The organism is Paenibacillus sp. FSL H7-0716 (assembly GCF_038002705.1).
Lineage (GTDB): Bacteria > Bacillota > Bacilli > Paenibacillales > Paenibacillaceae > Paenibacillus_AQ > Paenibacillus_AQ odorifer.
Map to the genome: position 1 here is coordinate 1 of NZ_JBBODA010000035.1, position 26,499 is coordinate 26,499.

Annotated in this window: 26 protein-coding genes; 14 read left to right on the forward strand and 12 right to left on the reverse strand. The window is 45.3% G+C overall.

Annotated elements, in window-relative coordinates; translation table 11 throughout:
- Window positions 1–19: 19 nt before the first annotated feature.
- The 3 genes from MHH60_RS27790 to MHH60_RS27800 all read right to left on the reverse strand — a co-directional run bounded on the left by MHH60_RS27790 (window position 20) and on the right by MHH60_RS27800 (window position 2,600).
- Entirely contained in the window at window positions 20–1,138 is a 1,119-nt protein-coding gene (locus MHH60_RS27790; RefSeq protein WP_076137728.1) for an IS4 family transposase, read from the reverse strand.
- Window positions 1,139–1,421: 283 nt separating this feature from the next.
- Window positions 1,422–1,697, reverse strand: a complete 276-nt coding sequence (locus MHH60_RS27795) for a hypothetical protein (RefSeq protein ID WP_143766818.1) — start codon at window positions 1,695–1,697, stop codon at window positions 1,422–1,424.
- A 69-nt stretch (window positions 1,698–1,766) separates the two neighbouring features.
- Window positions 1,767–2,600 carry an AraC family transcriptional regulator gene (locus MHH60_RS27800; protein ID WP_232061149.1) on the reverse strand — a complete coding sequence of 278 codons (834 nt, stop codon included), beginning with the start codon at window positions 2,598–2,600 and terminating at the stop codon, window positions 1,767–1,769.
- A 119-nt stretch (window positions 2,601–2,719) separates the two neighbouring features.
- Here MHH60_RS27800 and MHH60_RS27805 point away from each other — a divergent pair, with 119 nt between their 5' ends.
- On the forward strand, window positions 2,720–4,750 hold the full coding sequence (locus MHH60_RS27805) for a beta-galactosidase (RefSeq protein WP_076138987.1): 2,031 nt from the start codon (window positions 2,720–2,722) through the stop codon (window positions 4,748–4,750).
- A 77-nt stretch (window positions 4,751–4,827) separates the two neighbouring features.
- Here the strand turns inward: MHH60_RS27805 and MHH60_RS27810 are convergent, their stop codons facing one another.
- On the reverse strand, window positions 4,828–5,517 hold the full coding sequence (locus tag MHH60_RS27810; protein ID WP_076138988.1) for a hypothetical protein: 690 nt from the start codon (window positions 5,515–5,517) through the stop codon (window positions 4,828–4,830).
- Between the two features lie 199 nt (window positions 5,518–5,716).
- On the opposite strand from MHH60_RS27810, the gene MHH60_RS27815 reads away from it, so the two are divergent.
- Both MHH60_RS27815 and MHH60_RS27820 read left to right on the forward strand, forming a co-directional pair.
- On the forward strand, window positions 5,717–6,274 hold the full coding sequence (locus MHH60_RS27815; RefSeq protein WP_038568847.1) for a DUF1273 domain-containing protein: 558 nt from the start codon (window positions 5,717–5,719) through the stop codon (window positions 6,272–6,274).
- 102 nt (window positions 6,275–6,376) lie between these two features.
- A complete protein-coding gene (locus MHH60_RS27820; protein WP_081389215.1) occupies window positions 6,377–6,700 on the forward strand; it encodes a YciI family protein in 324 nt (107 codons plus the stop codon).
- A 6-nt stretch (window positions 6,701–6,706) separates the two neighbouring features.
- On the opposite strand, the gene MHH60_RS27825 is transcribed toward MHH60_RS27820, so the two are convergent.
- Window positions 6,707–8,164, reverse strand: a complete 1,458-nt coding sequence (locus MHH60_RS27825; protein ID WP_076138989.1) for an amidase family protein — start codon at window positions 8,162–8,164, stop codon at window positions 6,707–6,709.
- Window positions 8,165–8,333: 169 nt separating this feature from the next.
- On the opposite strand from MHH60_RS27825, the gene MHH60_RS27830 reads away from it, so the two are divergent.
- A complete protein-coding gene (locus tag MHH60_RS27830) occupies window positions 8,334–9,461 on the forward strand; it encodes a copper amine oxidase N-terminal domain-containing protein (RefSeq protein ID WP_076138990.1) in 1,128 nt (375 codons plus the stop codon).
- A gap of 96 nt (window positions 9,462–9,557) precedes the next feature.
- Here MHH60_RS27830 and MHH60_RS27835 read toward each other — a convergent pair whose 3' ends face one another.
- The 3 genes from MHH60_RS27835 to MHH60_RS27845 form a co-directional block, all read right to left on the reverse strand.
- A complete protein-coding gene (locus MHH60_RS27835) occupies window positions 9,558–10,052 on the reverse strand; it encodes a hypothetical protein (protein ID WP_076099543.1) in 495 nt (164 codons plus the stop codon).
- A gap of 70 nt (window positions 10,053–10,122) precedes the next feature.
- Window positions 10,123–11,538 carry a HAMP domain-containing sensor histidine kinase gene (locus MHH60_RS27840; RefSeq protein ID WP_076138991.1) on the reverse strand — a complete coding sequence of 472 codons (1,416 nt, stop codon included), beginning with the start codon at window positions 11,536–11,538 and terminating at the stop codon, window positions 10,123–10,125.
- A complete protein-coding gene (locus MHH60_RS27845) occupies window positions 11,526–12,209 on the reverse strand; it encodes a response regulator transcription factor (RefSeq protein WP_232061150.1) in 684 nt (227 codons plus the stop codon). Before MHH60_RS27845 ends, MHH60_RS27840 begins: the two co-directional genes overlap by 13 nt.
- A gap of 147 nt (window positions 12,210–12,356) precedes the next feature.
- Here MHH60_RS27845 and MHH60_RS27850 point away from each other — a divergent pair, with 147 nt between their 5' ends.
- The 5 genes from MHH60_RS27850 (at window position 12,357) to MHH60_RS27870 (ending at window position 15,431) form a co-directional block, all read left to right on the forward strand.
- Complete coding sequence (locus MHH60_RS27850; protein ID WP_076138993.1) at window positions 12,357–13,070, forward strand: YceI family protein; 714 nt, start codon at window positions 12,357–12,359, stop codon at window positions 13,068–13,070.
- 167 nt (window positions 13,071–13,237) lie between these two features.
- The gene (gene mutT, locus MHH60_RS27855) at window positions 13,238–13,633 is read left to right on the forward strand and encodes an 8-oxo-dGTP diphosphatase MutT (protein WP_076138994.1); all 396 of its coding nucleotides are present in this window, start codon (window positions 13,238–13,240) and stop codon (window positions 13,631–13,633) included.
- 40 nt (window positions 13,634–13,673) lie between these two features.
- A complete protein-coding gene (locus MHH60_RS27860) occupies window positions 13,674–14,000 on the forward strand; it encodes a nucleoside triphosphate pyrophosphohydrolase (protein WP_076138995.1) in 327 nt (108 codons plus the stop codon).
- 37 nt (window positions 14,001–14,037) lie between these two features.
- Window positions 14,038–14,388 carry a DUF1648 domain-containing protein gene (locus MHH60_RS27865; RefSeq protein ID WP_081387265.1) on the forward strand — a complete coding sequence of 117 codons (351 nt, stop codon included), beginning with the start codon at window positions 14,038–14,040 and terminating at the stop codon, window positions 14,386–14,388.
- A gap of 44 nt (window positions 14,389–14,432) precedes the next feature.
- Window positions 14,433–15,431: a Gfo/Idh/MocA family protein gene (locus MHH60_RS27870; RefSeq protein ID WP_081389216.1), complete on the forward strand. Its 999-nt coding sequence runs from the start codon at window positions 14,433–14,435 to the stop codon at window positions 15,429–15,431.
- Window positions 15,432–15,511: 80 nt separating this feature from the next.
- Here MHH60_RS27870 and wrbA read toward each other — a convergent pair whose 3' ends face one another.
- A complete protein-coding gene (gene wrbA, locus MHH60_RS27875) occupies window positions 15,512–16,147 on the reverse strand; it encodes an NAD(P)H:quinone oxidoreductase type IV (protein WP_076138996.1) in 636 nt (211 codons plus the stop codon).
- A 156-nt stretch (window positions 16,148–16,303) separates the two neighbouring features.
- Here wrbA and MHH60_RS27880 point away from each other — a divergent pair, with 156 nt between their 5' ends.
- From MHH60_RS27880 to MHH60_RS27895, 4 genes are all read left to right on the forward strand, one after another.
- Window positions 16,304–16,876 carry a GyrI-like domain-containing protein gene (locus tag MHH60_RS27880; protein ID WP_076138997.1) on the forward strand — a complete coding sequence of 191 codons (573 nt, stop codon included), beginning with the start codon at window positions 16,304–16,306 and terminating at the stop codon, window positions 16,874–16,876.
- A gap of 478 nt (window positions 16,877–17,354) precedes the next feature.
- Window positions 17,355–17,492: a hypothetical protein gene (locus MHH60_RS27885; RefSeq protein ID WP_162636657.1), complete on the forward strand. Its 138-nt coding sequence runs from the start codon at window positions 17,355–17,357 to the stop codon at window positions 17,490–17,492.
- A gap of 896 nt (window positions 17,493–18,388) precedes the next feature.
- On the forward strand, window positions 18,389–18,943 hold the full coding sequence (locus MHH60_RS27890; protein ID WP_076137109.1) for a pyridoxamine 5'-phosphate oxidase family protein: 555 nt from the start codon (window positions 18,389–18,391) through the stop codon (window positions 18,941–18,943).
- A 499-nt stretch (window positions 18,944–19,442) separates the two neighbouring features.
- Window positions 19,443–20,843: an ADP-ribosylglycohydrolase family protein gene (locus MHH60_RS27895; RefSeq protein ID WP_076137111.1), complete on the forward strand. Its 1,401-nt coding sequence runs from the start codon at window positions 19,443–19,445 to the stop codon at window positions 20,841–20,843.
- Between the two features lie 572 nt (window positions 20,844–21,415).
- Here MHH60_RS27895 and MHH60_RS27900 read toward each other — a convergent pair.
- The 3 genes from MHH60_RS27900 to MHH60_RS27910 all read right to left on the reverse strand — a co-directional run bounded on the left by MHH60_RS27900 (window position 21,416) and on the right by MHH60_RS27910 (window position 24,407).
- A complete protein-coding gene (locus MHH60_RS27900) occupies window positions 21,416–23,188 on the reverse strand; it encodes a hypothetical protein (RefSeq protein WP_076137113.1) in 1,773 nt (590 codons plus the stop codon).
- 147 nt (window positions 23,189–23,335) lie between these two features.
- Entirely contained in the window at window positions 23,336–24,262 is a 927-nt protein-coding gene (locus tag MHH60_RS27905; protein WP_076137115.1) for a hypothetical protein, read from the reverse strand.
- Window positions 24,255–24,407 (reverse strand): hypothetical protein, encoded by a 153-nt coding sequence (locus tag MHH60_RS27910; protein WP_155986556.1) that lies wholly within the window; start codon window positions 24,405–24,407, stop codon window positions 24,255–24,257. Before MHH60_RS27910 ends, MHH60_RS27905 begins: the two co-directional genes overlap by 8 nt.
- Before the next feature lie 205 nt (window positions 24,408–24,612).
- Here MHH60_RS27910 and MHH60_RS27915 point away from each other — a divergent pair, with 205 nt between their 5' ends.
- Entirely contained in the window at window positions 24,613–26,430 is a 1,818-nt protein-coding gene (locus MHH60_RS27915; protein WP_076137116.1) for a vWA domain-containing protein, read from the forward strand.
- Window positions 26,431–26,499 lie beyond the last annotated feature (69 nt).

Below are 26,499 nucleotides of genomic sequence, written 5' to 3' on the forward strand. Positions count from 1 at the left end.
GTACAGGCCTGTTGATTAGCTAAATTATGGCAGGAAAAAACACTGCATTAGCTAAATAAATCCTCCACTCCGGTGGTAAAGTTTGTAAAGTAAATAACCGATCAAAGTCGGCGAATGTCAATTTAGCGCTTCCATGCACAACTGTATTTCCTTGCTCAAACAGGAATTTAAGCAAAACATAAATGAGTAACGCCGTGTACAACTGTCCATACACTGCATTTGGCGTTGTTCCAAATAATTTCGGAATGTTGAGATGTTGCTTGATCCAACGAAAAAAGACCTCAATCTGCCACCGTTTCTTGTAGATATCTGCGATTCGTTCGGCTGAATGCCAATGCAGATTTGTAGCGAGAATGACGGGATTGTCTTTCGGATCTTTTAGGATCACCACCCGAAACCTGTTCTGAGTGAGCGCCTTTGTCTTACCTAATTGGCAGGTCAGATCCTGTTCAATCGTTCCCGTAAAAGGGCTTTTTCGTTCTCTTGGGATCGGATTCTGGAAGGTCGTATTGTCACGAAGGCGAATTACAAAATATTGCCGATTTTCTTGCTCTTGATAGTTGTCAAATCCCTTATGCTTGCCATACGCTCGGTCTGCTACCAAAATATATCTCCAGTCCAATAAGTCTGGGCAACTCTTCAAATCAGGTTCATATCCCGTCGTTTCGGTGACTCTGTGCAATTCGCCGTGGTCTCCAACGATCCCTACGTGTAGCTTAACACCCGCTTTTTGACCTTTGTGTGGAGCCCAAGGCAGTCGTCCCAAACCTACCGTAATTGTGGTAGAATCAACGACCAGCAACTCTTTTGGAATACCAAGTACACGCCGAGTCTTTCGATTACACAACCCAATCATGAGATCCAGCAAACGCTTGAATAATTCAAAAGGAACGTCTTTGGCTTTTTTGGAGAGAGTAGAATGATCTACAGAACGTTGCCCACAAAGGGCCATCCGCTGTTCTCCGTCCCGGTATCCATCCCACTGCTGGAAGGCAGCTTCGCCCAAAAATAGAAACAAATCATATACCGTAAACTTTCTTGCCACATCAATATACTTCAGCTCTTTAAGAAGATGGAGTATCTTTTCCTCGGGAATCACCAATTGCAGAATATTTGATAATGAAGTAGACTTTCTCATGAGGTCGCCTCGTTTCGGATGTTTGTAGGGGTACAAACACTTTACCGAATGAGCGGCCTTTTTTCTACCTTTTATTGGTTAATCAACAGGCCTACACTTCGTACACTTATTTGAAGTGTTGGAGTACTTAATTGGTTTTAGTTGCACTTTGTGCAGCTAAAAATTGGCTAATCCCGCTGCAAGGTCGTATTCCGAGAATATAGTTGCACAGAATACACTTATATGGATAATTTCTGCCGTGCAGGCTATTTTAAGTGTACAAAGTGCAATTATTTCGTCTGACTTACTCATACTGAACTGAAGAGAGCTGCACAATGGAGTCCCCATCACTGGCAGATTTCCATATGGAGTCCAACCATGAGCAGATTCCCACATGGAGTCCACCATGAGCAAATTTCCACATGGAGTTCAACATGAGCAGATTTCCACATGGAGTCCCACCATGAGCAGATCTACACGATCCAACCCCAGAGCTGCCGTACACTCGCAGCCATAAACCCAGCCAACGGGCCATACCGCACTTCACCGTATCGCCCATTTCTACACAATAGTAGCGCATACCATACTCTTACTACGTTCTAGCCGCATATTCCCAACGAGCAATTTCTCCACAGTGGGCGGGACATTTTTAATGCAGGCGTCTAAATTGCTCCGGCGTAGTCCCGGATTGCTTGCGAAATGTGGCTACATAATGGCTGACATCGCGGAAGCCGACTAGCTGGGAGATAGCTTTTACCGTAAGATCGGGTTGGCTTACGAGCAATTCTTTGCTTTTGCGGATGCGTAAACGTACGAAATAGGCATAAGGCGAGAGTCCGAAAGTTTGGACGAATAGGTTGTTAAGATAGCGCCCAGATACCCCTAGTTCATCGGCTAGATCGTTCAGTCCGAGATCAGGATCGCCATAATGGCTGTCCATCCATTTTAGCAGTGGCTGCAGTTTATCTACATTGCGGGAAATCGCCGTATTATTATGAAGCTGGCCATATTTACTCAAAGTAAGTAAAAAACGATAAGCATCTGTGGAGGCGCCGAGACCAAACATATCCTGATAGGCATCATGACGATCCAGCATTTCCTTCAGCAGATTGGGGAGAGGCGCTTCATTTTCCCAACGGTAAAAAGAATTACTATTCATCCCAAGCGTCTCCAAAATAGATTGTGCCGAATCGCCACCGAACGTTAGATAATAGGTGCCCCAGTTTTTGGTGGAAGCCTCATAACGATGGGGTGTATAAGGAAGTAGTAATACGCCGCTGCCTTCGGGCAGGGAAAAGGTTTTATTATCAAAATGGATGATCCCTTCACCTTCTGAGGTCTGAAGCCAATGATACGTGTCATAGCCATCGGGGCGGGATACTTTTTCCTGATCATGATTGTGCCCCATACTGTCTAAAGTGATTGGCAAGTGCTGTCCACCTTCATGGACGAATACGATCCTGCGATGCATGATTTCGGACAATGTTATCCTCTCCTGTTAGTTCTATATTCTTATATGTATGAGATATTATTTTATATTTAAAGGGCAACCTTAACCATTTACAATAGATATATAATTATACTATAAAGGGTGTGCGAAGTGTGATTAACGATAAATTACCTAAAATTTGGTACGGTGGAGATTACAATCCGGAGCAATGGGATGCGCCTGTATGGGCTGAGGATGAACGGATGTTCAAGCTGGCGGGAATTGATGTTGCCACAATTAATGTGTTTTCCTGGGCTTTAATCCAACCTTCCGAAGATACTTATGACTTCTCCTCATTGGATGAATTAATGGATAGACTATATAAAAATGGAACTTATGTATGTCTAGCTACAGGAACAGGAGCACATCCAGCTTGGATGGCTCATCGTTATCCTGAAGTGACCCGTGTCGATGTGCAGGGCAGAAAACGTAAGTTCGGCGGACGACATAACTCCAATCCGAACAGTTCAGTTTACCGCAAGTATGCAGCGAAGCTGGCTGGTAAGCTGGCAGAACGCTACAAGGATCATCCGGCACTGGTAGCTTGGCATATTTCTAATGAATATGGTGGCTATGACTATTCCGAACAGTCCGCTGCTGCCTTCCGTGTCTGGTTGAAGGAGCGTTATGGTTCGTTGGATGCTTTGAACAAGGCTTGGAATACACGCTTTTGGGGACATACGTTTTATGATTGGGAAGAAATTGTGGTACCAAATGAGCTGAGTGAAGAATGGAACGGTAACCGTACTAACTTCCAAGGAATCTCGTTGGACTATCGCCGTTTTATGTCTTATAGCTTGCTCGAATGTTACAAAATCGAATACGAAGCGATCAAAGAACACAGCACTAACGTACCTGTTACAACGAACCTGATGGGCTTTTATCCGGAGCTGGATTATTTTGAGTGGGCCAAGCATATGGATGTAATTTCTTGGGACAACTATCCTTCACTGGACACACCGGTCAGCTTTACAGCAATGACACATGATCTTATGCGTGGATTAAAAAATGGCCAACCGTTCATGCTGATGGAGCAAACACCGAGCCAGCAGAACTGGCAACCGTACAACTCTTTGAAACGTCCAGGCGTTATGCGTCTATGGAGTTACCAGGCTGTAGCGCGTGGTGCAGATACTGTGTTGTTCTTCCAGCTGCGTCGTTCGATAGGGGCATGTGAAAAGTATCATGGAGCGGTAATTGAGCATGTGGGTCATGAACACACACGGGTATTCCGTGAATGTGCTGAGCTGGGTAAAGAGCTGGAGCAGCTTGGAGATCAACTACTGGATGCGCGCAGTGCAGCTAAAGTAGGGATCATCTACGATTGGGAAAATCGTTGGGCGCTTGATCTCTCAAGCGGACCGTCGGTTGCCTTGGATTACGTGAATGAAGTTCACAAATATTATGATGCGCTTTATCAGCAAAATATCGAAGCCGACATGATCGGGGTCGAAGAGAACCTGTCCAAGTATGAAATTGTTATCGCACCTGTAATGTACATGGTCAAGCCAGGTTTTGCAGAGAAGGTTGAAGCCTTTGTAAAAGCGGGCGGCACATTCATTACGACTTATTTCAGCGGTATTGTTAATGAGAACGACCTCGTGACGGTTGGAGGTTATCCAGGTGAACTGCGTAAGGTGCTTGGAATTTGGGCAGAGGAAATCGATGCATTATTGCCAGGTATGAGCAATGAGCTCGTGCTGGATAAAACGTGGGGTAGCTTGAGTGGTTCTTATAAATGTGATCTGCTCTGCGATCTGATCCATGCCGAAGGGGCAGAAGTTTTGGCAGAATACGGTTCTGATTTCTATAAAGGAATGCCTGCACTGACTGTGAATAAATTTGGCGAAGGTAAAGCTTATTATGTGGCGACTAGCCCAGAAGCTGGATTCCTGCAAGGTTTCCTAGCGAATCTGTGTGCCGAAAAGAACATTCAGCCGCTGGTAACTGCACCGGAAGGTATCGAATCTGTTCAACGTGTGAAGGATGGCGTATCTTACTTGTTCTTACTGAACCACACTGCCGGGGATTTAAGCGCGGATATTGGGCCAGCTGAGCGTACTGATCTACTGACTGGTAATGTAATCAGCGGTTCAGCAATTGTGCCGGGTCGCGGAGTATTGATTTTGTCGGATAAAAAATAGTTTATAATATACGATTTTTAAAAAACTTTCCGGGTATAGCTTGTCCCCGGAAAGTTTTTTTGTTGTGAAGAAACTGATTAGCTGCTGCTGCCCGTGCTCCCGTCTGGAGCGGATCCGCCGGGGTTTCCGCTGCTTAAGGTAATGCTCTCCGCCACAGTGGAATCTGATTTAAGCGTATATTGGATAATGTCATCAGCTTTCAGGTCAGCTAAGCTGATCGTGTTCTCCTGACGCGTGCCATTGTCAAAGGTCATCGTTACAATTTTGGTATCAGCATCAATTGTAATATCTGTGGTTTCCTCGGAGAAGGTTTGCTTCATCCCACCTCCTTGTGGTCCACCACCTTGTCCACCGCCGTCAGGGGCTCCTCCTTCCGGTATTCCCCCCTCTGGAGGTGTACCGTTTTCTGAGCCTTGATCACCTTCGGGTCTTTCCGGTGGAGTACCAGCCTGGCCGTTCTGCTTATCGGCTCCAGCCGTATCTCCAGTGCCTTGTACGGGCGGGGAAGGCATTTCTGACGTATAGATTGTAATTGTGTTGTCGCTAATACTCTTAATCTTGCCGAAATTCATAGACATGTCGGATCTGCCGTTTTGTTGATTGCCGTTTCCTTGAGATTGCTGTGCCTCAGTGTTATCTGCGGGTGCCGTGTTCGCTTGGTTATTAGTGACTGCTGTTCCTTCGGCCTCCGAGTTCGTGCTGCAGCCAGCCAATAGTAGAGAAGCGAGTAGACTTCCTGAGATCATAATCGGTATTAATTTCTTCATTTATTTTCTCTCCTTCATAGTTTTAGATTGATTAGGAGAAATATATCAGACGGTTCTGAAAGGTTGCTTAAGATCAGCTGAAAGTTTGCCTAAAGAAATAGATCAAGGAAATGCTATATAATAATCATATAAGTGGGATAAAACTCTACAAAGGTAAGTCATGGTAAGACATAACCAACGGTCAGGAAAGAGGCAGTACATGAAGAATTTACTCGTAACAGGCTACCGTGCGCACGAGCTCGGTATTTTTGACAATAAACATCCGGGAATTCCTTATATCAAAAAGGCGCTGTCTAACAGATTAAAACCGCTAATTGAAGAAGGCGTCGAATGGATTATTACCCCCGGCCAGTATGGTGTCGATCTTTGGGCTTGTGAGGTGGTAAGTGAACTCAAGACTCAATATCCTGAATTGAAATTGGGGATCATTACGGCGCATACTGGACAGGAAGAGAAGTGGAAGGAAGAGAAGCAGGAGGAATACCGACGTATTATTGCGGGCGCGGACTTTTGCAGGGCGGTCAGTAATGCTCCTTATGACGGCAGCTGGCAGTTCCGGGCCAGAGACGACTTGTTGTTCCGCAAAAGTGACGGAATATTGCTCTTTTATGATGAGGATGCGGCGGAAGGCAGTCCGAAGTTTTTTAAAGAACGAGCGCTAAAGCTGCATGCAGAGGGAGACTACGAGCTGTTTCTTATTCATTCTGATGAGATTCAAAATATTGCCGATGAAGAAAATCAGCGAGATTATGAATAAAGCTACGAACGAAGACATCACGAAATAAAAAAGCCCGAATCGGCATTGGGAAATCACCGTTACAGGCTTTAGTTTCTATTTGAACGAGAGGTGGAGAATAGGATGAGTGAGGTCAATCAAGCAGATATTTGTTATGTTATTTTGCTTAGCCCGACGAATCAAGACCGTAGAGACATGGAGATTATTCGTGGTCATGTTAAGCATTTACAAGAGCTGGACCGTAAAGGTCAATTAGTGCTGTGTGGTCCCTTTAGTGATTGTCCTGGTGGTATGGTTATTGTAAGAGCGAGCTCACGCGAAGAAGCCGTTCTCCTTGCCGAAAAAGATCCTTACGTGCTGTCTGGCATTCGTAGCTATGAAGTGCGTACATGGAGTCTTTCACATGAGGGAAACAGGCATTTAGGTATTGTTCCACTCCAGGAATAGGCTTAATCAAATGAAGCTTTTTAGCGAAGGTGCTTTTCGCACCTTGTAATGCTGCTCATAAGCATAGGCTAGCTTGATTAGCGTAGGCTCCTGATAAGCTTTTGCGGAGAAGGTTACACCAAAGGGAGCACCGGCTGACGTGTATCCAGAAGGAACGACGATAGACGGATATCCTGCTCTGGAAGTAATTCTGGCGCCAAAATCGGCAGGGAACAGCAGGGCATCCAGATTGTATTCTTTCATAGTGGCATCGATCCCTTCTTCCTTACACAGCTTCAGGTCAGTCGCACGATGGCGTAAATATTGAGCTTCACTTTGTGTGCCGGAGGAGGTATATTCCGCATCTATTAACGTAGCTTGACCAAATCTCAAAGTCTCGACAGGGTGTGCATGATTAAAATCAATAATATCCTTTAAGGTTCGCATAGGTGCTCCGGGGCCCAAATGAGATAAATAAGCATTCAGTGCTGTTTTGAATTCGTTTAATACCACCGAAGAGTAACTAATTTCGCGGGCGGTCTTAATATCCGCGGGATCAATGATGGTCGCTCCAAGCTCTCTCATCCTGTCGACGGAAGCGTTGAACAAAGCAAGCTGCTCATCTGTGAGCTCCTCAAAATAATAATCACGTGGTATCCCAATTCGAGCGCCCTGCAAACCATTCGGATCAAGGAATACAGTATAATCCTCGTGAATTTTACCTGTATTTGTTCCCATAGCTGCATCGTGCTGATCCTTGCCCAGCATGGCGTTTAGCAGCAACACGGCATCATGAACGGTTCTAGCCATAGGACCTGCGGTGTCTTGTGTATTGGAGAGCGGCAGGATTCCTGAACGGCTGAGCAGCCCCACGGTTGGCTTAATGCCGATGATGGAGCCCAAATTACCGGGGTTAAGAATCGATCCTGAGGTTTCTGTGCCAACAGAGACCGTACAGAAATTACAAGCGACAGCTACTGCTGAACCCGCACTAGAGCCGCCGGTTGGCGTAGAAATATTGTAGGGGTTAAGGACTTGCCCGCCGCGGGAGCTGTAACCGGAGGGCATGCCGTTCGTCATAAAATTGGCGAATTCGGTCATATTGGCTTTACCCATAATAATGGCTCCGGCTTCACGCAGCTTGGTAACTATAAACGCATCTTCCCCGGCAAAAGAATTCGCCAAAGCCAGCGAACCCGCACTTGTATGCATTTTGTCCCCAGTATTGATGTTATCTTTCAACAACACAGGTATCCCGTGCAGGGGTCCTCTCGGGCCTTTAATTGCCCGTTCCACATCCAGAGATTCTGCGATAAACAACGCATCAGGATTAATCTCCAGTACAGAGTTAATCGTTAGGCCGTTTTTGTCGTGATCAGCAATGCGTTCATAATACATGAGAACTAGTTGTTTTGACGTAATTTCTCCGGCTTCTAATGCGGCTTGGATGTCCGGTATGGTGGCCTCTACGATTTCAAAACTCATATACGTTCACGCTTCTTTCCCTCTAGGATATGGCTTCTTCTTCATCTAACCATAATTTGGGTGTAGTTGGTAGTTTTCTTTTTAGACTTACATTTTGCTTGACCATTTGATATATTCAGGTGTGCAAAGTAATACTTTATTTTTCTAGATTAGGAGCTAAATTAAGAACATGAAAAACCACAACTTTGCTTCAAAAATGATCACTTTTTTTATGGTGATGATAAGTTTTGCTGTTTTATTTTCAAGTCAAGCCTTGGCGGACGACAGTGATCTCAAATGTTATTTGGACGGTAAGCAATTACATTTTAATGTAAGTCCTATACTGAAAGATGGAGTTACATACGTACCTATGCGGGCGATATTTGAAGCTTTAGGCGCAACTATTAAATGGGATAATCATGCGAAGTCGGTCTCAGCGGTTAAAGGGGATATTAACATTTTTTATCTGGTCAAGGAAGGAAGAGTAATTGTAAACGCCAAAGAGCATGAGCAAGTCTTAAAAGGTATCAATTTTCAAAATAATACACTCGTCCCTCTAAGATTTATTAGCGAAGTGTTGGGTAGTAGTGTCACTTGGGATGAAGGTGCAAAATCTATTTACATAACCTCACCAGTTGCCGAGGAGAAGCTTATTGCTCCGGTTAACAGAACAATTTCAGTAGGAAGTCAAGAGCAATCAAAATCGTTATCAGATGAGAGAAACAGGTTTGTTATAAACGTAAAGCACTACGGAATTAAAAATAATCAGTTGTATAGCTTGCTCGAATTTTCTAACATGGATAATAAAGACATCTCAATAAGTTTTAAGTCTGGTGATCAAAAAATCATTAAGACGTTCTCAAAGGAAAAGGACCCCATGCCGACTCTGAAAATTGAAAATTGTACGGAAGTAACCCATAAAGTAGTTATCGATAATATGGGCGGGAATATATATAAAATCCCGGAATTTTCAGTTAATCAGGCATGTGTCAGTTCCAACCAATCCCAACAAGATGCGCTTGATGAATGGCGGAACAACAATTCCGGCCTCTCGGAATTAGGCAGTAACCTCGTGTCTGTCCGTAAATATATTCAAGATCAGACGGGTGGGCTGCAAAACTTTGTGATCCCAGCCAATAAAGCTGAACAGCTGATCTTGGTCGCCCCAGTTGGAGGGAAGGATAGGTTGGTTGTGGAGGGCAGCTATTTTGTAGGAGGTCTATCAAATAAGATTATAGAATTCCAACTAGATTATGAAGTGGTTTCCGAGCTCGATTTGGGTATTTATAGTTACATATATACGGAACCTGTATATTAAGGATCGTTTTATTAGAAAAGAGGTGTCCGAACGGCCAAAATAAATGGCTGCTCAGACACCTCTTTTGTTGTGAGTGTGTAGATTAAAGTCTGACAATTACTCCTGCGCTGCTGTAAATCCCTCTTCCGCTAAATATTCTTTAGCTTCCTCAAGCGTTTCAAACGCCATCTCCAGATTGAGGTCGGCATAGACATACCATAAATCATCCTCAAGCTTTAGGGTTAGGGTTTGGCCCTCATCATTAGTCCAGAGTGTATCGGCAGTGGCCGCAGCCTTTTTCTTTCTTTTGCTGGCTACAGGAGCATCAGGAATGTAAATAGACAGTGAGGTGATGGAGGCATCCAGCAAACTACGTAGCTCGGATTCCGAGTAGTCGCGAATATTCACGAAGCCCTTATCGTCTGTCTCGTAGCCCCGCAGTAAGCCTGCGAACACATAGCCATTACCATTTGGATGCAGGTGAAAAGCCACGGTTTTCTTATCATGCTGGCTTTCCTCGTAGTGATAGTTCACGCGCCCAAGGGATACGTTTTTGCGTTCCAGCTGGGGGTAAGAGTCGAGAATCGCTAATTTTTGTTCAAAAGTAAGCATATACAGCCTCCGGTTTTCGGTGTGATTGTGCACATGATTATACCATGTCGATGGATCGTAGACTATTTTTTTAGTCATCAAGCGGCAGAGACAGCACGAAGGTGCAGCCTTTGTCTGAGTGCGCCTCAAGCACGAGGCTTCCATTCATAGATTCGGCCAACAGTCGGCTGAAGGTTAGGCCGAGTCCTAGACCACGCAGTGTGCTCTGCTTGTCGCTGCCCCGGAAGAAGGCTTCGAAGACATGCTCACTATGATTGGATGAGATGCCAAGCCCATTATCTTGAACACGAATTTCGGCAAAGCCATGACCTTGCTGCTCCAGCAGTTCTATCGTAAGCTGCACCCTTCGATCAGGAGCTTTGGCTTGTACGCTGTTATTAAGTAGATTGACGATAATCTGCTGGATACGAAGGGAGTCCCCACGCAAAAATAAGGGATTGATCGGCATATGGAGCACGGGTTCAGCGACTTCTTCCGCCTGTGTCAGCTTCCATTGATATACGATTTCGGATAACAGGGGTACGGCCTCGAGTCGGTCATGACGAACGGAAACCATTCCTGCAGTCAGGGCATTGTAATCCAGAAGGTCGGCTACCATTCGCTGCAACCGCCCAGCCTCCAGCAGGGCAATATCCAGAAATTCCACAGCTTCATCACCTTCAACGACCCCTTCGCGGACGGCATGCACCAGGCCTTTAATAGAAGTTACGGGTGTTTTCAACTCATGGGAGACTCCGGCCAGCATTACGGCTCGAGACTGCTCAAATTGCTGTAACTTGCCTGCCATCTCTTCAAAAGACATCATCAGCTCATGAATTTCCCGCTCTTTAGCATCCTTATCTAGAACGATATCATAACGGCCATGGCTGATTTGAGCCGCTGCCTCGACTACCTTCTGAATGGGTTTTGCCAGTTTACGAGATAAGAGGTAAATGGTTAGCCAACTTAAGATGATTAGAAACAGCAGCAATATGGAGAAAAATATGATCTCCTCCTGTGGAATATGCCGCAGCGATTTTTTGGATTGCAGGACAATAACCTGTCCCAGTGTTTTGTCATCCGAATTTATGGGTGCCACAGCAGCTTTAAACTCCGGACTGCGGGAGTCGTTCAGGCTATCATTAAGCTTATATCTCATTTCCTTGTCAGTTAGAGGTGGCAGGGAGAACAGCATTTGACCTTGTTGATCAGTAATGATCACACACATCTCTATGGTTAACTTGAAAAACCGCTTCCGGTCTTCGATCAGTTTTTCGAGATTTTGGCTGATTTCAATGGAGCCTTCCATATTTAAGCTGCGATCTGCAATCTCCTGTGCCAAAAGCCCCGCAGTCTGCAGACGATTGCTCATAGCCTCCTGACGGATCCACCATAATGTAGCTAAAGCTGTGAGGAGCAGGCCTACACTAATAATGAGCAGATAACGTATCGTCCAGTAAGAAAGGATAGAGGTGCGTTTGGCGTTGTTTCTCTTTAAGTTGTCCATAATTGATATCCCGTCCCCCTTAGGGTACGGATTTCCCCCTCACTAGTAGGCCAGTGCGACAACGCCTGGCGTAGTCTTTTGATCGACAAATCTACCGCCCGGTCACTTCCTTCATAATCCATTTCCCATACAAATTCTATTAATTGCTCACGCGTACAAATCTGATTAGGCCTTTCAGCGAGAAATAACAGTACTGACATATCCCGAGGACTAAGACTCAGCTCAGCCCCATTCAAAAAGACAGCACGTGCTGTGAAGTCGATAAACAAACTGCCATAATGCCGTTTACGGCTGCCATCTGACCACTGCGAGGGACGGCGTAAGACAGCGTTCACGCGTGCCACCACTTCCTCGGGAATAAAAGGTTTAGACATATAATCATCCGCACCACCGTCGAGGCCGGCTAACCGGTCATTGATCCCATCTCTTGCCGTCAGCATGATCACAGGGCAGCTGCTTTTTTCACGGATGAGCTTAAGCAGTTCAAAGCCGTCCATGTTTGGCAGCATGATGTCTAGTAATACTAATGAAGGGGGAGATATAGCAAAAGACTCCAGCGCAGCGCGTCCATCAGCTACACGGGTGACTTGAAAGCCTGCTTTTTTCAGATAAGCACTGAGGACTCTAGAGATGGCTTCTTCATCTTCTACAACAAGAATGGATTTCGTCAAATGGGAGTACCTCCAGTCCATAAAATTTACGACAAGTTTAACACATCATAGCCCGTTCTGCTCTGACTTCTTCCCGACATATTGTTTTGTTAGAATGAGGGACGAGCTTGAAAGCATACAGAAATTATGAATATTGGAGGGAACAGGATGAAGAGAAAAAGAATAGCCTTGATCGCTGCAGGAGTTATTATCGTAGGAGTAGTCACAGGTTATACATTACTGGATAAATCGCTGGGCAATAATGTAGAGATCGAGTCCGTGATTCCGAATCAAGCAACAACAGCAGGTGCTGGAGAGGCAACAAATAACACTGGAGCATCAGCAGGGGTGGCGGTCACGGCCGAACAATTAAACGGGGATTGGACCCTTGCGGAAACCTCTAAAGTCTATTGGTCAGTGACGACCTCTAAAGAAACAGTAAACTTCGTAGACAACAAAGTTCAGGGTACCTGGAAGGTAAATATAGAGGATTCTACTTCGATGGCCGGGGAAGGGACAGTGGATATGAGCGCTCTGGATTCTGGCAATAACCAACGGGACGAGCATGTAAAAGGAGAGGATTTTCTATCCGTTACGGAATTTCCACAATCCACGTTTGTAGTGAAGTCATTTTCGGAGCTGCCGGCAGAATGGACTGAAGGAGCAACTGTGCCTGTTGAAATGAAGGGGACGCTTACCGTAAAAGGAGTAGAAAAGGACGTCACCTTTCAGTCGCAAGCGGCGTATAGCGGGGGACAGTTGATGTTGTCGGGAACGACAACAGTGGCCTTTTCTGACTTTGGTCTAAGCAATCCTCACACCGTTGTGCTGGACACAGAAAATAATCTTGAGGTTCGCTTGGAGCTTGTGCTGACAAATTAGTAGCCCTTTTGTAAGGATAACGCTGCTGTGAAATGTATAGAGAGACTGTACTGAAGAGATTTTCCCAGGCCGTGTTGGCGTTTGGGAGAGTCTCTTTGGTTTGGAATGAATTGTATGTTTTAATAGTAGTATCTGTCGAATAACTAGCAATAGTGGAGGTGTTCTTTGTGATCAAGGTGGCGGCAGCAATTATACATAATGAAGAAGGGCAGATTCTTATTGCCCGGCGGCGGCAAGGTAAGTCGCAGGCAGGTCTGTGGGAATTTCCTGGTGGCAAAATAGAGCAGGATGAGAGTATCGCAGAGTGTCTGCAAAGAGAGCTTCAGGAAGAGATGGGGATCACAATCCTTCCCTATGAGAGCTTTGGCATAAACGAGCATAACTATGGAGAGATAAAGATCCAATTGATTGCTTGGAAAGCGCGGTATCAGGGAGGTGTAATTGATCTGGTGGATCACGACGAACATAGGTGGGTGCTTCCGGCTGAACTGGGTCAGTTCATGTTTGCTCCGGCAGATCTTCCTTTTGTAGAACGTCTAGTGATGGAATCAAAGCCGGATTGAAGGGAGATAGAATATAATATAGAAGAAAGGAAGAGCTTAAATGCCAGTATATGAAAAGCTAGTGCGTGACGGCATCCCTGATTTGATAGCTTCTCAAGGTAAAGATTTTAACACAAGGATATTAGAGTCCAAAGAATACATAACTGAACTACGTAAAAAATTGCAAGAAGAGTCGGAGGAATATTTTCAGGCAGCAAGTGATGAAGAAGCACTGGAGGAGCTTGCCGATATGCTGGAAGTGATTCAGGCTCTGGCGGAGACACACGGGAGCAATAGCGTGGAGCTGGAGAAGCAACGTGCAGAGAAAGCTAAACGTCGCGGTGGATTTAAGAAGGGGATATATCTGATTAAAGTGGAAGGAGAATAACGGGAAGATTATTTTTCCGCACAAGGAGGGTAAAACGTTGTTCAAAACCAAACTGACGATGATCTTAAGCAGTGTGGTGGCCTTGATTCCTGTAGCTATTTATTTATTCCTTTATTCTAAAATGCCGGATACCGTTCCGATTCATTATGATGGGAACATGGCTGATCGATTTGTAAGTAAAGCTAGTCTGGAGGTTATTTTGCAAAGCGGGCTGGGTTGTTTGGGATTCATAATCATGAAGCTTTTACAGTTCCTTTTGCAAAAAGCGTTTATTCAAAGCTCTAACGAGCACTCAGCGGCCTTGAGCAAGATCTGGAATATTGCTATTTTGGTGGTGACGGTGGTGTTTGCTGGCATCAGTTCCTATACATTCATTAGAATGGTCTGATAGAATTAAAGAGACTTAGCAGAAGGATTAGGAGGAACATGCAAATGAAAATGGACAACGCTTACAAGGTGAGATGGGGAATTATTAGCACAGGCTGGATTGCCCATCAATTTGTTACTGATTTGGCGCATGCCAGCAATGGTATGGCTTATGCCGTTGGGTCAAGATCTCAGGAAAGTGCCGATAAATTTGCTAAAAATCATGGGATTCCGCATGCCTATGCAACCTATGAGGAATTGCTGAATGACCCGAATATAGACGCGGTATATATTGGAACGCCGCATCCTTTTCACAAAGAAAATGCTTTAATGGCGCTGCGTGCAGGCAAAGCTGTCCTGTGTGAGAAACCTTTTACCGTAAACAGCGGTGAATTGGAAGAAGTTGTGGCCTATGCTAGAGCACATAAGCTATTCCTGATGGAGGCAATGTGGAGTCGCTACATCCCGGCGATTGTGAAGGTTAGAGAATGGATTGCTGAGGGCAAGATCGGTGATGTTCGATTGGTGAAGGCAGATCTAGGGTTTCGTACCGACTGGAATCCGGAAGGCAGATTGCTGAATCCGAAGCTGGGCGGGGGAGCGCTGTTGGATGTGGGAATTTATCCGGTTTCTTTTGCCTCCATGGTGTTTGGACCTCATCCTGAGTCTATTTCCAGCACAGTGCACATAGGTGAGACTGGAGTGGACGAGCATTTCTCGATGCTGTTGTCATATGGTAATGGGAAAACCGCTTCGTTGAACGGTGGTATTCGTCTTAACATGTTGGAGGAAGCGCATGTGTTTGGCACAGAAGGCCGTATTATTGTAGAGGGTACATTAGTGAACCCGAAATCGGCTGCGCTTTATATAGGAGATGAGAAGGTAGAGAGCTTTGTGGATGACCGTGCTTCTATTGGGTATTGTTTTGAAGCGGAGGAAGTAGGACGTTGTCTTCAGGCCGAGCTTACAGAGAGTCCGGTGATGACATTGGATGAATCGTTAGCGATTCTGAAACTGCTGGATCAAGTGCGTGCACAGTGGGGGCTTAAGTACCCCGGAGAGTAATTGAAATATAAATTAAACACCCCTCGGTGCAGTGCTACACAAGTAGCTCCGAGGGGTGTTGTTATATTAACTAAGCTGCGCTAGTTCTGATTATTGGCGTTTTTGCCTGCCTGAACCCAGCCGGCCACTTCAACGGTACGCTTCGCTTGATGAAAAACAGCGTCACGGATCCGATCCTGATCTTCGATCATTTTACCGTCTCCATCTACGCTGACACTTGTTCCGTAAGGGTTGCCTCCCGCACCGAATGTGACTGGATCAGTATAACCGGGTGCTGCAACAATTGCTCCCCAGTGATACATCGACGTATAGAGTGCCAAAATCGTAGCTTCTTGTCCACCATGCGGGTTCTGTGCTGAGCTCATGGCGCTGACGACTTTGTTTACTGTTAATCCTTTGCCCCAAATGCCACCGGTTGTATCAATGAACTGCTTCATCTGGGAAGCAATGTTACCGTAACGGGTTGGGGAACTGAAAATAATCGCATCCGCTTCGACTATATCGTCGGGTGTGGCAACTGGGATATCTTTTGTTTTCTCAGCTAGGGCTTTCATGGCTGGATTTGCTTGGATTTTGTCCTCGGGAACCAGTTCCTGCACCTTCAGCAGTTTTACTTCAGCTCCTGCTTTTTCTGCGCTTTCCGCGGCCCATTGTGCTAGCTGGTAGTTAGTTCCTGTGGCACTGTAGTAGATGACAGCTAATTTGATTTTTGACATGCAGTAGTCATTCCCTTCGAGTGTAGTTCCATACTATTAATTACCCTAATGGTGTCTTTATAACCCAGAATGAAATCAATCTATTCGAACTGGACAGACAGATGTCCACTTTGCCTGTGTATACTAAGTTCAATCACAGGAAATGAGGGAGAATGGATGAATACTTATTTTGTAGAGAAAGCAAAAATGACCTTGGCGGGGGTTAGCATCCGCACAACTAATGAAGCAGAAATGGGACCTGATGGAGGTTTGCCGCAGCTGTGGGAGACTTATTTTCAGAGTAATATTGCGGGGCAGATAGCCACGGTAAATCCTGAGTATATCTATGCTTTGTATACGGATTATGAGAGTGATGCGAGCGGAGCGTATACCGTTGTGATCGGGCATGAAGTAGCTGAGGAGGGACATTTAGAGGGAAGTCAGCTAGAGGTAGGCGAGCTAGAGGAAAGCGGACTAGTGGAAAACGAGCTAGAGGAAAGCGAGCTAGAGGAAAGCCAACTAGTGGAAACCCAGTTCACCTATGCGGCTGTACCGGAGAGCAAATACATGGTTTTTAAGACGAAAAAGGGTCCGGTATTTGAAGTAGTCGCGCAAGCGTGGGGAGAGATTTGGGCGTACTTTAAGGAGTCTGGGGAGGTAAGAACTTACACGGGGGATTTTGAGATTTATGATTCCCAGAATTTTGATCCCGCTGACACGCAGGTTGAGATTTATATTGCGATTGAATAGGTAGGGGAAAGATGGTTTTGTGTGCTTAGTGGCTTAAGTGCTTAAGCGGGAGATTTTTTTGGGAAAAGTGTTATAGGAAGTGTTTATAGAGAACTGTTTTAAAGTGAAGTGTTTTATAGGGAAAAAGGGATTTGAGGGACTTGCTTCTGACAGTAGTATCAAGCAACTTGCGAGAGAAGGGGGGCTGCCGAGAGGTAGTCCCTATTTTTGCTGACGTGCCTCGTACCGGGGGGAAGGGTTACTTGACGGTGGAAGAGAATAAACAGCTTTAAAGAATATATACATCAGTAAAAAATAATTGATAACGACTCTTGTCTCATCTGGGGATATGTTGTTAATCCTTGCTGAGGCGCTTGCATTTAGGCAGACGGGGGAGACATAAGAGAAGCCCTAGAGTATATATACTTAACTAATGTGTCTGCGGAAAATATACGGTAAAAATCCCGTAGATTTGCTGGATTAGGCAGAAGTGTCAGGAATGAACGGTAAAAATCCCGCAGAATCGCTAGATTGGGCAGAAGTGGTGAGAATGAACGGTAAAAATCCCGTAGATTTGCTGGATTGGGCAGAAGTGGCGAGAATGAACGGTAAAAATCCCGTAGATTTGCTGGGTTGAGCCAAAGTGGCGGAAATGTACGGTAAAAATACTCTACATCAGCTGCATAGCGTCGAATTAGTCAGAAATAAGAGCAAAAGTGCTCTACATTAGCCGCCCCAAGCTAAAATAGCAAAAAAGAGAGACAAAAATGCTCTACATTAACCGCCCCGAGCCAAAGTAGCAGGAAAGAGAGGCAAAAATGCCCTACATTAGCCGCCCTGAGCTAAAGTAGCAGGAAAGAGAGACAAAAATGCTCTACATTAACCGCCCCGAGCTAAAATAGCAAGAAAGAGAGACAAAAATGCCCTACATTAGCCGCCCCGAGCTAAAGTAGCAGGAAAGAGAGACAAAAATGCCCTACATTAGCCGCCCTGAGCTAAAGTAGCAGGAAAGAGAGGCAAAAATGCCCTACATTAGCGGCCCGAAGCTAAAGTAGCAGAAAAGAGAGACAAAAATGCTCTACATTAACCGCCCCGAGCCAAAGTAGCAGGAAAGAGAGGCAAAAATGCCCTACATTAGCGGCCCGAAGCTAAAGTAGCAGGAAAGAGAGGCAAAAATGCCCTACATTAGCCGCCCCAACCCAAAGTTAGTTTGCTGGAGGAGCTAGTGGAGCTGTTATTGTTAGTGGAGTTAAAGCGCTTAAGGAACTGATCCAGTTGGTGTAACTAACGGAGTTGATAGAGCTAATGTAACTGTAGAAGTTAATGTAGTCGGCAAAGCTAGTTAGTTAAGCAAATGTGGTTGATGGAACTGAGGTGATTGGTGGAGCTGCTGGAGCTGCTGTAGTTCATTTAGTTCATGTGTTCATGTAGTTCATGCAGTTCATGGAACTCATTGAGTCGGCGGATCCGATAGAGTTGAGTAGAGATGACCAATTAGCCAACACACAAATATGCAGAAATGGAGAATGCCAAATGGGAAAACAATTTACCGCTATACTACCTGTACATGAAGAGTTTATTCTTCGGCAGCACCTTTTTTTCGTAGGGTCAGCGCCGCTTTCAGGAGATGGGCATGTTAACCTTTCGCCGAAGGGACATGATTGTTTTCGGATTTTGTCTCCTAATCAGGTGGCCTATCTAGATATGACTGGTAGCGGTAATGAGACGAGCGCGCATCTGCTGGAAAATGGAAGAGTGACGGTTATGTTTTGTGCGTTTGAGGGACCGCCTAATATTTTAAGGCTGTATGGAACAGGGGCTGTGGTTTTGCCTGAATCAGCAGAATGGGAAACACTGTCCCCTTTGTTTACATCTCTGCCTGGAGCTAGACAGATCATTTTGATAGATGTTCATAAAGTACAGACTTCCTGCGGGTTTTCGGTCCCATTCATGAGTTACGCGGGTGAGCGGGATACGTTGCAGCGTTGGTCTATTCAAAAGGGCGAGACAGGCTTGAGAGAATATAGACAAGAAAAAAACACAAAGAGTATAGACGGGCTACCCACACCTCTTGGACAAAAAAACTGACCAGACAGGAGTTCCCATTCCCATGGTCGGCAGAAGGAGCCTACTACCCATAGGGAGTGCTTACCCAATCGTTCAAAGTTGTCTGCTTCGTATATGTACACCCAAGTCGCTATAGTTACTTGACTACTCATTATAAATGTTCACTAGTTGGTACAGTGTATGCTATAAACCATTACATTCGATCTCATTAGGTAAAGTAATAAGCTAATTGAACGCAACAAGTAATCCCGTAATCCGTAATCCCGTAATCAAAAAAATGAAGGCCATAAGGGTGGCGACTCATTTGGCACCCCGTTGGGGGGATTTTTTAGAGTGTCTTTCACTATTTAATAGTCTATTAAACTTATTGCTTTTACTGTTATTTCTATCATCGTGTGTTCATTTATTTAAACTTATAATGAAGGCTATGGGATGACTGCTTTTCCATCTAGCATCGTTTACATTCTCATGTAGAAATCATTTAAAACGTAGATTAATAAACGGACAAAGGAGATACAGCATGCTGCCATCACTCGCATTTCTTAAAGGTCAATTAGAAGGGATTTTACGCAATAAATTTGCACAGGGGCATCAAACCTCGGGTTATTTAGCCAAGCTGGAACAGCTTCCCGCAAGCTATGATGCCTATCTGGAATTCGCTCATAGCTTGGCTGCCATTCCAATGAGGGACAATTGGCCTTACTATGAACCAAACGATTTAGAAGAGATATGGCAGGAATGCGATCCGGCACGACCTTTAGGCCAGGTAGGCATCTTGAATCTGAAGGATAGCTCCAAGCGTGTGGAGGCGGGATTCCTCGCTTCAGTCTGTGGTTCAATGCTAGGCAAACCGATTGAGGTAAACCCCAGTTTGTTGGAATTGCGTAAAGCGTTAACTTCTGTAGGGGAATGGCCACTGAATGATTACATTTCCGATGAAGTTCTCCATGCTTTAGATCGTCGACATTGGTCTTGGTTTGAGACGACGCGGGGGCGAATTCGTTATGTGGCACCTGATGATGATATCAATTACACATTAATGGGAATGATGGCGTTAGAACAATTTGGTGATGGTTTTACGAAAAGAAATTTAAGAGATTTATGGATAAATCATCTTCCGATAAGTACTACTTGGGGGCCGGAGAGAGCCATTTTGCTTCGATCGGGAATTAGCTATCTGGAGCATGATAGAGAACTGTTCAATCATTCTGAAATAGAGGCTTGGCCCGACTTCATGGTACAAGATACAGAACTATGCGGAGCAGCAATTCGCGCAGATGCTTACGGTTATGCTTGCCCTGGTCAGCCCGCGCTTGCCGCTGAGCTAGCTTGGCGTGATGCAAGTTTTACACATCGCCGGACGGGTATCTACGCCACGATGTTCATCGCCGCTGCGATTGCAGCTGCGCAAGTGCTGCGCGATCCTATTAAAATAATAAGTACTGCACTGCAATTCGTACCTAGAAGGAGCCGGTTCTATGAGATTACTCAGGATTGCCTGCAGATGGTAGCGAATGCAGATAACTGGCTGGAAGCTTATCAGAGCATTAACCATAAGTATGCAAATTATAGTCACTGTCAGGTTTATCAGGAAATAGGTACCTTAATTAATACATTTCGATTTGCAGACAATGTCGGTGACGGGATATGCAAGCAGGTGATGCAAGGCAACGATACGGACAGCTTTGGAGCAACAGCAGGCTCTCTGCTCGGGGTTTATTTCGGTTCTGACAGCCTGGAAACAAGATGGCTTGAGCCTTTCCAAGACCGGATTCATACAGGATTATCTAATTTTCATGAGCAAAAGCTATCCCGTTTGGCTGAGCGGATGGGGCGTTTGCCAGAGCTGTTGCATACTCGCCAACATCGAATTGAACCCAGCGAGCTCTATGTAAACGAGAACACCGATTTAAACCTTTGAATTTGATTTCATCAAAAAATGGTTAAGTGGGACCTATAAAGAAGTGCTTCAGAAATTAAAAGTGCCAATTAAGTAGCTGAGTAAAAGTCACCGTGCTTAATGCAATATGTACATTATCCCGTAACGGGTTACTATTTGATTTTTTTCATCTATCCATAGACTGCTAGTACATGGACAAAAAGACACCAACCCCCGGTTAGTGTCTTTTTGTCCAGCGACAGGTATTGCTAATAATGGCAAATTTGCTTAAAGAAGTTACATCAAACGGAGATCACATAAGGGATGATGCGTAACCAATGGTGTGATAGCGTCTGGAGTAGATTACTTGAAAGTTCAATGAATTGGTAAAAATATCCGAAATAGGTGACTTAACGAGACTTAGACTACAGGATAATTACGAAGTGACTAACGAGCTGTGTGATCTTCATGCCATTAGGTACCTATTAACCATCGCAGCGCTGTCCAACGCCAGTTGCTATAAGTGGTGGAGCTTACAGGATCGTGGAGCCGAGCCAAAGACAAGGTTATCCCGTATCCCGTATCCCGCATCTCGTATCCCAAATCCCAAATTCCTACCTCCCAAAGCTCATGCTACCTACGGATTCCACTATAAACACAGGTACATATTGCTCGCCCATGTCTGTTCCAACGAGTTCATATCCATTCTGATATTGGCCACTAACTAACGCGTTACCTGTAACGGAACCCACTTCTCCTTGGAGCAAAAAATAATTCCCATCCGAGTAAGCAAGACTATTGCCGAAGTTATCTACGACGATCTCACAATGAAAAGAGACCTTTTCAAAAGGATGAGTAGTTAGATCGGAAGCTGAAATTACTGCATACTCCTGAACGATCTCCGCAAATTGATAGATACCGTCTACTTTACGGTAAAGTGCCGTTTGCCCGTCAACACCGTCTCCAAGATCCGCATTAGGCACGAGAATAGAGTCATCGGGCTGCAATTCATAACTATCGCCAGCTAAAGAAAATAACTGCGAAATACCATTCGATTTCATCTCATACGCTGTGAAAAGGGTGCGTCCACCTTCGACCTCAGATTGGGCTAAAACCACAGGTACACCTGAGGAGGTTGCCAACTGTTCATTAAAAGTAAGACTGCGCAGACTCTCGAAGCGTGGCAAGCTGTTTCCGGTTAATGTGACCACATTGTCGTCGTTATTCATCGCGGCATAATAGAGCACGCCACTGTTATCCGTCCCGGCGACGATCACTTTTGTGCCCGATAGTTCTTTGCGGGAGATGACGTTGTCGTATTTGCCTTGCTCTTCACCGCCAGGAAGGAGGCGAACAGGCTCTGCGATATTCCAGGCCAGCCTAGCAGCGGCAATGTTTGTCGAAGTATCTTCTAGCGGAGCAAGCGCTCCGTATAATTGTATCGCTTCAGCATATTGACCTTTAGTAGTCAGACGTTTGGCATTTTTCAGTACCTTAGCCTTACTAGTATCGATCAAAGTCAGCACCTTGGATGACGTGATGCCTGCCGATCCTGCAAAATTACGATAAGCTACAGCATGCCCAGCAAAAGCTGTGATATTGTCACCTTCAAGATCTTTGTTCAGGATGATCTTCCCGCTGCTTTCTGCTTGTTGAAGTACCCAAGGAGCTTCGTAATTATGCTGGCTATAAGCACTCATCAGGGACAGGGTGCTTTCCAGCATGCCGGTAAAGTTTCCTGCTCCTGCTAAGGATTTTAATATAGCTGTATCATGGCTTTTAAACTTTGAGGTTAGTAAATCCTCTTTGGAAGCTGCACTTCCATAATAAGCATCAGGAATCTGCAAAAGATTCCATTTAAAGTTCTCTTCATTACTCACCCCTCCGCTCTGGTTCTGGGCAAGCTCGGCAAGGAACTGCTCCTTAAACTGACGGAAATAAGAGGTGAACTGGTCTGAAATGCCTGAGGCCGACGATAACTGGCGATAATAGGATTCATAGGGGCCGTCTGGCTTCATATATGTAGCTTTTAAACTAAGCAGAGCTTGATAGCTCTTCATAAATCCGGCAAAATCCTTAGTCGCTGCTTCCTCGTTAGTAGAGGCTACCAAAACATTCAGAACTTTGCGGATGTCTGTGATTGGAGCTAATTCATCCAGACGTTTTGCGACTCTTTCTTCCTGGTAATCAATGGAATAGTTGGCCGCTGCTTGGCGGTACTGATTCTCTGCATTAATCAGATCCCCAGCAGCGTAGAGACGGTCGGCTTCTTTGGTAATTTGTATTTTATCTGCGATGAGAAAAACCTTCTGTCCAAGCAGCACAAGCATGCATATACACAAAATGATCATAAAGTTTCGCAGGGTTATTAATTGTTTGAACGTCATATAGAGTAGCCTCTTTTTTCAAAATATAAGAAAGCCTAAGAAAGTATAAGTTTCACGGTATACATCATCCTTATATTTCTTTGAGAAACGGTTGGTTGTCATCAATAAGGATGTTTGTTTTATATTGGCTCATCTTAGCTTTCAGATCTATTGGACCTCCGGGTCCCAGCGATATTTGGCTTCACGAATGTCAGCTACCCTGAGGTCTAAGCCGTTCCAAGGTTCATGGGGATTCGCAGTAATGAGTTTGGACAACCGCATAAAACGGTCTTTAGGCAGATCTTGCACGTATCGGCCAATCATATTGGAGTAGAGCAGGGCATAACGCTTCATTCTTACCGCCGCTCCCGCAACGCTCGTAAGGATGGTTAAGCCGTTAGCCATCTGGCGAATCTCCACTTCATAGTTCTTCACGTAGCGTAGTGTACGATCCTTAATGAGATCGGGACGGACTTTAGCGATCTCGCCGATATATTCGGCTAGCAGTGGTTCGAAGTCTTTTAGAAGAAGCTGCTCCAGTTCTAGATCCATATCCTTGCGGAGTAAAAATCCATGCAGCAAAGCCACTCGCTGCCGCGCGATCCGGTCGCCGCGAAGCAGGATGGAGAGCTCGCGCAGCTTCTCATAGGCAAGAACATCATCCTCACGGAGTACGGAGACAGCTTCCTGACGGTTGACCTCCAGCCCTTCCTTGATGATGCCGATCCCACGACCAAGCAGCTCATTGAGAGAACGAAGATTCTCGTTCTGCCTTACTTTTCGCTGCGTATAGTACAATAGTCCAGCAAGCACAAGACCCCCGGCACCACACAATATCATTTGTTGGATGCTATTTCCAAAATAGACAGAGGCTAGTGTGAGCAGTAAGATGAATAGTAGACGGGTATGCATCTTCCGTCTGGCTAGTGATGCTGCGTGCTGCTCTACAGCAATAAGTGAGGCTCTGCCACATTTGCTACAGCGGTCTTCGCCAAGAGCGGTATACCGCCCGCAGTGGCGACAGATGCGCAGCTTGTCATAAGCGTAACGAGGGGCCTTAAAGGGCCGGAAGGTAACGGGTCTTTTCTTATTCACGGCCTTTATCGCCTCCGTTCAAAGCGGCTAGCAGTCGATCGTTAATATCATCACGTGTCAGTGGTTTGCGCTGATGTGCGGCATAAATGGAAATCTGAATTACGGCAATTAGGAACGTAATCCCAAGAATGACGTATGAAATCATGGAACAATCCTTTCTCATGGACGCTCTGCAGTCCAGATGGCTTTTAGAATGATAATCTTCTATGCATCAATGCACTGGGTCCGGCGGTCCTAAAGTTGAAGTTTACAAGGTTTAATTATATCATAATGGCATGCTATTTACAGATTTTAGCGATAGTGCTGAACCTGTCATATGTGCCTAATATAACACAAGAGGAGCCCTATTTATGCTTCGTAAATATCAAAGTATTAGTACAACCAAGACTCTCTTTCTACGTATCTTTCCGGCATTGCTCCTGGCTCTTTGTCTAGCTGCCTCGCCTTTTGCAGCTGTTAAGGCCTATGCGGCAACGTCGGCGCAATCTCATATTGACGCTGTGCTTCTTATTGATGTCAGCAACTCCATGAAGACTAGTGACAAGAACAAAATCGCCAACGAAGCGATGAAAATGTTCATAGATATGTTATCCACCCAAGGTGATAAAGTAGGTATTGTTGCCTATACCGACAAGGTGCAACGGGAAAAGGCCCTGCTGCAAATTAGCTCGGAGAGCGATAAGCAGGATTTGAAGGATTTTATTGATGGTTTGGACCGAGGAGCTTATACCGATATCGCTATTGGCGTAGAGGAAGCTGTGAAGGTTCTGCAGAATGGAAGCGACCCTTCCCATGAGCCTATCATTGTAATGCTCGCTGACGGCAATAACGATTTCAACAAAGCGACAGGCCGGACGCAAAGTGAATCAGATAAAGAGCTGAAGGCGGCCGTAGAGGTTGCCAAAAAGAATGGCTATCCCATCTATACCATTGGACTTAATGCAGATGGCAAGCTGAATAAACAAAGCCTCGCCGACCTGTCCAATGAGACGGGGGGTAAAGCATTTTCGACGGACTCAGCAGATGATCTGCCGCAAATCCTGAGTGAGATTTTTGCCAGCCATTTGAAGCTGAAGGTAGTGCCTGTGCAGTCGATTACTGCAAATGGCGATTATCAGGATGTGACCGTCAACGTGCCTAACGGCAGTGTTTTGGAAGCCAATATCTCAATTATGTCTTCACAGCCTGTGACAGCGAAGTTAACGGACCCGTCAGGGAAAGAAGTTGCGATCCCCTCAAACAATGTCCTGCTGTCCAAGTCTTCTACTTATAGCTTGATTAAGCTACTGTCACCGCAGGAAGGAGATTGGAAACTTCAGGTTAAAGGTGTGCCAAAGGATAAGATTGATATTAATCTAGTCTTTAACTATGACCTGGAGCTTAAGATCGATGCGCTGCCATCAGCAACCTATAAAAAGGGTGATAAAATCGACATCACCTCGCATCTGTTCAGCAACGGTACTCAGGTAACACTCAGTAATTTGTATCAAGATATGAAGGCGGTACTGCTTGCTACAGATATCGATACAGGAGATGTGCAAGAAATCGAACTGGATAACTCCGGTGCTGTCTTCAAGGGTACCTTTGAGGTAAAAGAAAGCCATAACTACGAGCTGAAGGTACGGGCAGAGGAAAGCAGCTTCTATCGGGAAAGTGCACCTGTCCAAATCAGCGCGAAGACAGGCGGAGCAGCAACAACAGGACCTTCTACAGGGACTGGCAAGGAAGAACCCCTGAAGGAAGCTTCGTCCAAAACCCTGTATTACATTATAGGGGGTATTCTTATAGTGCTGGCAGCTGGTGCAGCATGGTATGTGCTGAATAAGAAATCGGCGCGTGGTTTTGTTGGACAGCTGGTAGTAGAGGTTAAAGACAGCAATACGGGTGAGAAGACCTACCCACAATATAAGAAGCTTGCAGGCTTCAAGGGCAAGTTCACCCTTCATCAGCTGCTGCAATTGGCGCCTGAACTGAAGGAGAGCGAAAGTGTTGTTTTCACCCCGGCTAAGAATGACCGGTTGCTGTTACGCAGCGGAGAAGGTGTTACTGTGGAGAGGTCCGGACGTGCTGCGGATGCTTCGCGTGGTCTTGAACTGAAGAGTGGGGACCGCGTTTCAGTATCTCTACAGACGGTAGATAAGACGATTTATCTGGAATATTTAGTATAGTAGGCAATGGGCAATGTATGCCGCAGAAACAGTTTTGCTGCAAGATATCTGAAGTACAGCTTCCGCAAA